Genomic DNA, 5,561 nt, shown 5'->3' with positions numbered 1-5,561 from the left:
TGGCCACAAGAATGCATTTTTCCCTCTATCTTAGATTTGTAATGAACATCTTTTCTATCATCCATGGGTAAAGCATCTATATCAGCCCTTAATGCTACAGTCTTTCCTTTCTGTTTTCCCTCAATAAGAGCTACAACTCCTGTCTCTACTACAATTTTATATTTAATATCCATTTCCTCTAAGTATTCTATTATTTTATCCCTTGTCCTGTATTCTTGAAATCCTAACTCAGGATATCTATGAAAATCTCTACGAACTTTTATTATCCATTCTTCTAATTCTGAAACTTCACTAAACAAATAGTCATCATCTATCATAAAACTTCCCTCCTGAATGTTTTTTATTTCCTTATTCTTCTTTAATATTATAGCATAAACCAATATATTTAAAAAAGTATTTATGCCTTTCTTCGTAACAAAATCCCATAGCCGTCCATATTATGTAATAGGAGTTTAGATATATCATTCTATTAGGAGGTGTATTTAAATGAGTAGAGGACGTAGAGATTGTGGTCCAGATACTTCTCTTCTATTCTTCTTTTTGTTATTAGTTGTTTTATTCTGTGACTGCTATAACTTTTAGTTAGACTTCAAAAGTCGGGGTATCCCCGACTTTTTTTATTATATTTATAATTTATAATGTTTAGACCTTTCACCACCTATTTGTCTAGGTCTTGTTCTTATCATACTTAAATTTGCTTTTCCTATTTTTTTAATTTTACTTCGTACTACTACACCAACCCCCCTTAAATGCATTCCTATAAATACATCTCCTATATCCATACCTCCTTGAACTCCAACCTTTTCCACCACAACAGGCTTATGGAATAACTCCATAGCAGCTGTAGCAAATCCCCCACCAGCATTTTCAACAGGAATTACATTTACTATTTCTAAGTTATTTCTTATTGCATATTCTTCCTCTACAACCAAGGCTCTATTAATATGTTCGCAACTTTGAACTACTATGAATACATTATTTTGTTTTGCAGTTGGAATTAGTCCATTTAGAATAGCCTTTCCTACTTCTATATTAGTGGATGAACCTATGTTTTTTCCAACTATTTCACTTGTACTTCCGCCTACAACCACAGCTTCATAAGATTTTAACTTGGCTACTTCTAATAATTCTGAAAATGCACTTTTTGTATCTAATTTTATTTGTTTTAAATTTATTTTATATTCGTCCATAACTATACCCTTCCTTATATATTGATATATATATATTATAACACAACTTTAAGACCAAAATTAGCAGTTAGTTAATTAAATCCCCTGTATAAATTCCTTTTTCTACTACTTATTATGGTATAATAATGATATATTAAATCATAAAAACAAAATGGGGGGCAGAAATATGTTTAAATTTCCGAAAAGTCTATATACAGATGTACGGATTGAAAACGTATATGAGACACAAATCACCTATACTCTAGGAGAGATTGAGGAATCGAAAATAAGAAGTTATGAAGCTGCTTTTATCAGAGTTTTTGATGGGGATAGATGGTATTATGGTTCCACAACAAATGTAGATAATATTCAAGATGAAATTAACTCCTTAGCTTCTTACGCAAAACCTAATCAAAAAATAAATAACAACCCAATAATTAATAAACTTCAAAAAAACACAGAAGAATTAATTAAATTCCAAAACAATAATATTACAAAAATTAAAATGAACGAAAAACATAATCTACTAAAAAAGTTCTTCCCTATACTAAAAGAAAATAAGTACATCAAGCATTGGAAAACTATCTATGTAGATAATTATGTTAAGAAAAAGTTCTTTTCTAGTAAAGGATCAAAAGTTATTCATGATTCACAATTTACTGGTTTTTCTGTAAGCATGAACTTTTCCCATGAAGATAAAAAGTTTTCTGATTCCTTTCAAAATTCTAATGTTGTCTTTGAAAATTTAGATACAAAATTAGAGGAGTTCAAAGATTTTATTAAGAAATGCGAAAACTTTCTACTAAACTCTAAACCTGTTAAACCTGAAAAATATACAGTTATATTATCTCCTGAAGCAGCAGGAGTTTTTGCCCATGAAAGTTTTGGCCATAAAAGTGAGGCCGATTTTATGATTGGTGATACTACTATGGAAAAAGAATGGGCTATAGGAAAAAAAGTAGGAAGTAATATTCTCTCTATTGTAGATGATGGTAATATTCCAGGTAGGGGCTACGTACCCTTTGATGATGAAGGCACAAAAGCCAAAAAAACATATCTAATTAGAAATGGGCTATTAAAGGGTAGATTGCATAGTGCCATAACAGCCAATTCCTTAAGGGAAAATTTAACTGGAAATGCTAGAGCAGTTAGCTTCGAATATGAACCTATAGTCCGAATGACTACTACTTATATAGAATCTGGGAACAAAACAAAAGAAGAATTATTTTCTGAAGTTGAAAATGGAATATATATCGAAACTATTAAACACGGTTCTGGAATGTCTACTTTTACAATAGCTCCATCTATTGCTTATTATATTAAAGACGGAAAAATTACAGAACCAGTAAATATATCTGTAGTCACTGGTAATGTAATGGAAACATTAGAAGAGATTGATGGCCTTTCTAATGAAGTAAAACTTTCTAATTTTATCCTAGGTGGCTGTGGGAAAATGGAACAGAACCCACTATCTGTTGGTTTCGGCGGTCCTTATGTAAGAGTTAATAATCTTAATGTTCAGTAGGGGGTATTAAAATGTTAAAGGAAAAATATATAAATAAAACTAAAGAAACATCTATTAATGTTAATCAAACGAAAATTGACTCTATTAAAAGAACAAATATAGAAAAAACAAGTCTTAGAATATATAAAAATGGATATATAGGATATGCAGGAGCCATAGGAGATTATAATGAGAAGACATTAAAAAATAGAGCTTTAGAATCTCTAAATAACAAGATCTCATATAATTATGAGGTTGAAGGTAATAAATCTATGGAAGAAGACTTATCTACTGAAATAATTAATGAAGATAAATTAGTAGAAGAATTTGAAGAATTACTAAGCACACTTAAAAAAGAGCAACCAGAATTCTTTTTCTCTAATAAAATATATCTTATAGAAAATGAAACTAAAATTATTAATGACAATAACCTTAGTTTATATTATAAAGACAAAATATTATCCTTATTATTATTATTTAAAGAAAAAAAGTCTATAAATGTTTTTGATGGTTATATTCAACTTATAGGTAGAGAATATAATAGTAACCTGATATTAGAATATATTAATAATACCTGTAATGCATATAAAAATCAAGTTAAACTACCAACTAAAGAAAAATTACCAATAGTATTTCCTTCAAGTGATATGGGACCTTTCATAAAATTTATAAAAGATTTAGATGGAAATAATTTTGGTAGTGGTAGCTCCTTATTCAGTAATAAAAAAGGCCAAAAGATTTTTGATGATAATTTTACACTATATCAAAATAATAATCCTAAAGAAACTTTCGTTCCATTTTTTGATAAAGAAGGGGTAGTCAATAAAAATTATAAATATCCACTTATAAACAAAGGAGTACTTAACTCTCCTTATACAGATAAAAGAACTTCTAATAAATACAGTTTACCTTTGACTGGAGCAGCATCTGGCGAATATGACGGAATACCAAAATTAGGTTTTCCAAGGTTAAGTATTAAAGAATCAGAAAAAACTGCAAAAGAACTACTTGGTGGGGAAATGGGAATATTCATAATAGTTGCTCAAGGCGGAGACTTTACAACAGATGGAAGCTTTGCAACCCCTGTGCAATTATCCTTATTATTTGATGGCGAAAAATTTGTTGGCAGACTTCCTGAAATAAACATCTCATCAAATGTTTTTGATATGTTTGGAAGTTCTTTCCGTGGAGTCAGTAAAGATACTTTAAGTCCTATTTCCAATGACAAGTTTTTAATTATGGATATGAAAGTAAATAAATTATAAATTTTCATAACATAGGTTAAAATGTTACTAATCCATCTCTAATTTTGATAGGAATGGATTAGTAACATAATAAAAAACATTATATTATATATTTCTCTAATACATAATATACTCCATCTTCATTGTTACTATATTCTGATATATTATTCCATCTATCTAACAACATTGGATCAGAATTTTTCATTGCTACTCCTATACCAGCATATTCAATCATTGCTAAATCATTTAAGCTATTTCCAATTGCTAATATTTCATCTCTATTAATGTTATATTTTCTAGCTAAATATTTTACCCCTTCTCCTTTAGACACATTCTTTGGTATATATTCAATAGAATTTTGAGTAGACATAGTCTTAACTGAGTTTTTTGTCTTTATCTTATTATATAATTCTTTCATATCGGTTTCTTCTGATATTGTAACTATCATATTAGCTCCAGCTGGTAATTTTTCACTTAATGATTGTCCTAATTCTACCCATTTAACCTCATGATGTTCTATAAAATTTCTAGTTCTCTCATCCATTTTTTCTATATAAAGAATATCATCAATATAAGCTTTTACATATATTCCTCTATCCTCAGCAAATTTTATTATATTTTTTGATTCTTCTAGAGGAATTTTCTTCTCATATAGAATATCTTTAGTTTCAGAATTAGCTATAATACCACCATTATAAACTACTAACGGAATATCTATACCTAATATATCTGAAAATTGTTTTGAAGCTGTATAAGTTCTACCAGTTACTAAAGTTACCAATATACCTTTATCTATTAATTTTCTTATTTTCCTCTCAGTCTTTAGTCCTATTTTAAAATCATCACCTATCAAAGTCCCATCAATATCTATAGCTACTAACTTTATCAAAAATAATTCCTCCTTGTCGCTAACTATTAATTAAAAGTCATTTTATTATTTATTATAAAATATAATGTTAACAAATAAAATTATAATCGGATGACATTCATGTATTTTATAATATTATAAATATAGTATATTAGACAACAAAAAGAGTAATTCTATATTGCTTCATGGAATTATAAAAGTGCCTTGACTAGTAATTACTAATCAAGGCTTTTATTTATATATAATGGTGGAGGCGGTGGGAATCGAACCCACGTCCGAAAATACTCGTCTAAGAATTTCTCCGAGCGCAGCTACTGCTTTTTTATTCGCCTTCTATAACGTCCAGTAGCAAACTTTATAGTCGACTATCTCCGAAAGTCTACTATAGGCTGGAGAAAACCTATAGCAGGTCCCCACTAAATTGGCGCCTTATCCCAAGTCGTGGGATTCTCAGGTAAGACGTGCTGTCCTAATTAGGCAGCTAATGCGTAATTATTATCGTTTGCGTTTAAATTAGTTGCCAATTTTTACGTTGTTTGGCGTCAACGGCTCGCTATTCTTAGCATCATACTCCCGTCGAAACCTTATTCGCCCCCATTATTTAATACCTTTCTTTCAACTGTCTTTCCATTCTTCTCTCTGCATCTTTTTTAGCCATAGTTTCTCTTTTATCATAAAGTTTTTTACCTTTTGCTATAGCCATTTCAACTTTAACTAGACCATTCTTTATATATACTGAAATAGGAATAAACGTATAACCTTTCTGTGTTATGAGC

At 29.4% G+C, this 5,561-nt stretch carries 6 protein-coding genes and 1 other RNA gene; 2 read left to right on the top strand and 5 right to left on the bottom strand.

Annotated features, from left to right (window positions below):
* Both VK071_01155 and VK071_01150 read right to left on the bottom strand, forming a co-directional pair.
* Positions 1-317: amidohydrolase (locus tag VK071_01155; protein HLR33924.1), on the bottom strand; the 317-nt coding region annotated here is incomplete at its 3' end.
* Between the two features lie 309 nt (positions 318-626).
* On the bottom strand, positions 627-1,190 hold the full coding sequence (locus tag VK071_01150; GenBank protein ID HLR33923.1) for a TIGR01440 family protein: 564 nt from the start codon (positions 1,188-1,190) through the stop codon (positions 627-629).
* A 166-nt stretch (positions 1,191-1,356) separates the two neighbouring features.
* On the opposite strand from VK071_01150, the gene VK071_01145 reads away from it, so the two are divergent.
* Positions 1,357-2,694 carry a TldD/PmbA family protein gene (locus VK071_01145; GenBank protein HLR33922.1) on the top strand — a complete coding sequence of 446 codons (1,338 nt, stop codon included), beginning with the start codon at positions 1,357-1,359 and terminating at the stop codon, positions 2,692-2,694.
* 11 nt (positions 2,695-2,705) lie between these two features.
* Positions 2,706-3,938 (top strand): metallopeptidase TldD-related protein, encoded by a 1,233-nt coding sequence (locus VK071_01140; protein ID HLR33921.1) that lies wholly within the window; start codon positions 2,706-2,708, stop codon positions 3,936-3,938.
* 79 nt (positions 3,939-4,017) lie between these two features.
* Here VK071_01140 and VK071_01135 read toward each other — a convergent pair whose 3' ends face one another.
* From VK071_01135 to VK071_01125, 3 genes are all read right to left on the bottom strand, one after another.
* Entirely contained in the window at positions 4,018-4,806 is a 789-nt protein-coding gene (locus VK071_01135; GenBank protein HLR33920.1) for a Cof-type HAD-IIB family hydrolase, read from the bottom strand.
* A 224-nt stretch (positions 4,807-5,030) separates the two neighbouring features.
* Positions 5,031-5,381, bottom strand: a transfer-messenger RNA (tmRNA) gene (gene ssrA, locus VK071_01130).
* Positions 5,382-5,386: 5 nt separating this feature from the next.
* The gene (locus VK071_01125; protein HLR33919.1) at positions 5,387-5,557 is read right to left on the bottom strand and encodes an SsrA-binding protein; all 171 of its coding nucleotides are present in this window, start codon (positions 5,555-5,557) and stop codon (positions 5,387-5,389) included.
* Between the last annotated feature and the right edge of the window lie 4 nt (positions 5,558-5,561).

This window comes from Tissierellales bacterium (genome assembly GCA_035301805.1).
Taxonomy (GTDB): Bacteria; Bacillota; Clostridia; order Tissierellales; family DATGTQ01; genus DATGTQ01.
This window is presented reverse-complemented; position numbering and strand designations above follow the sequence as displayed.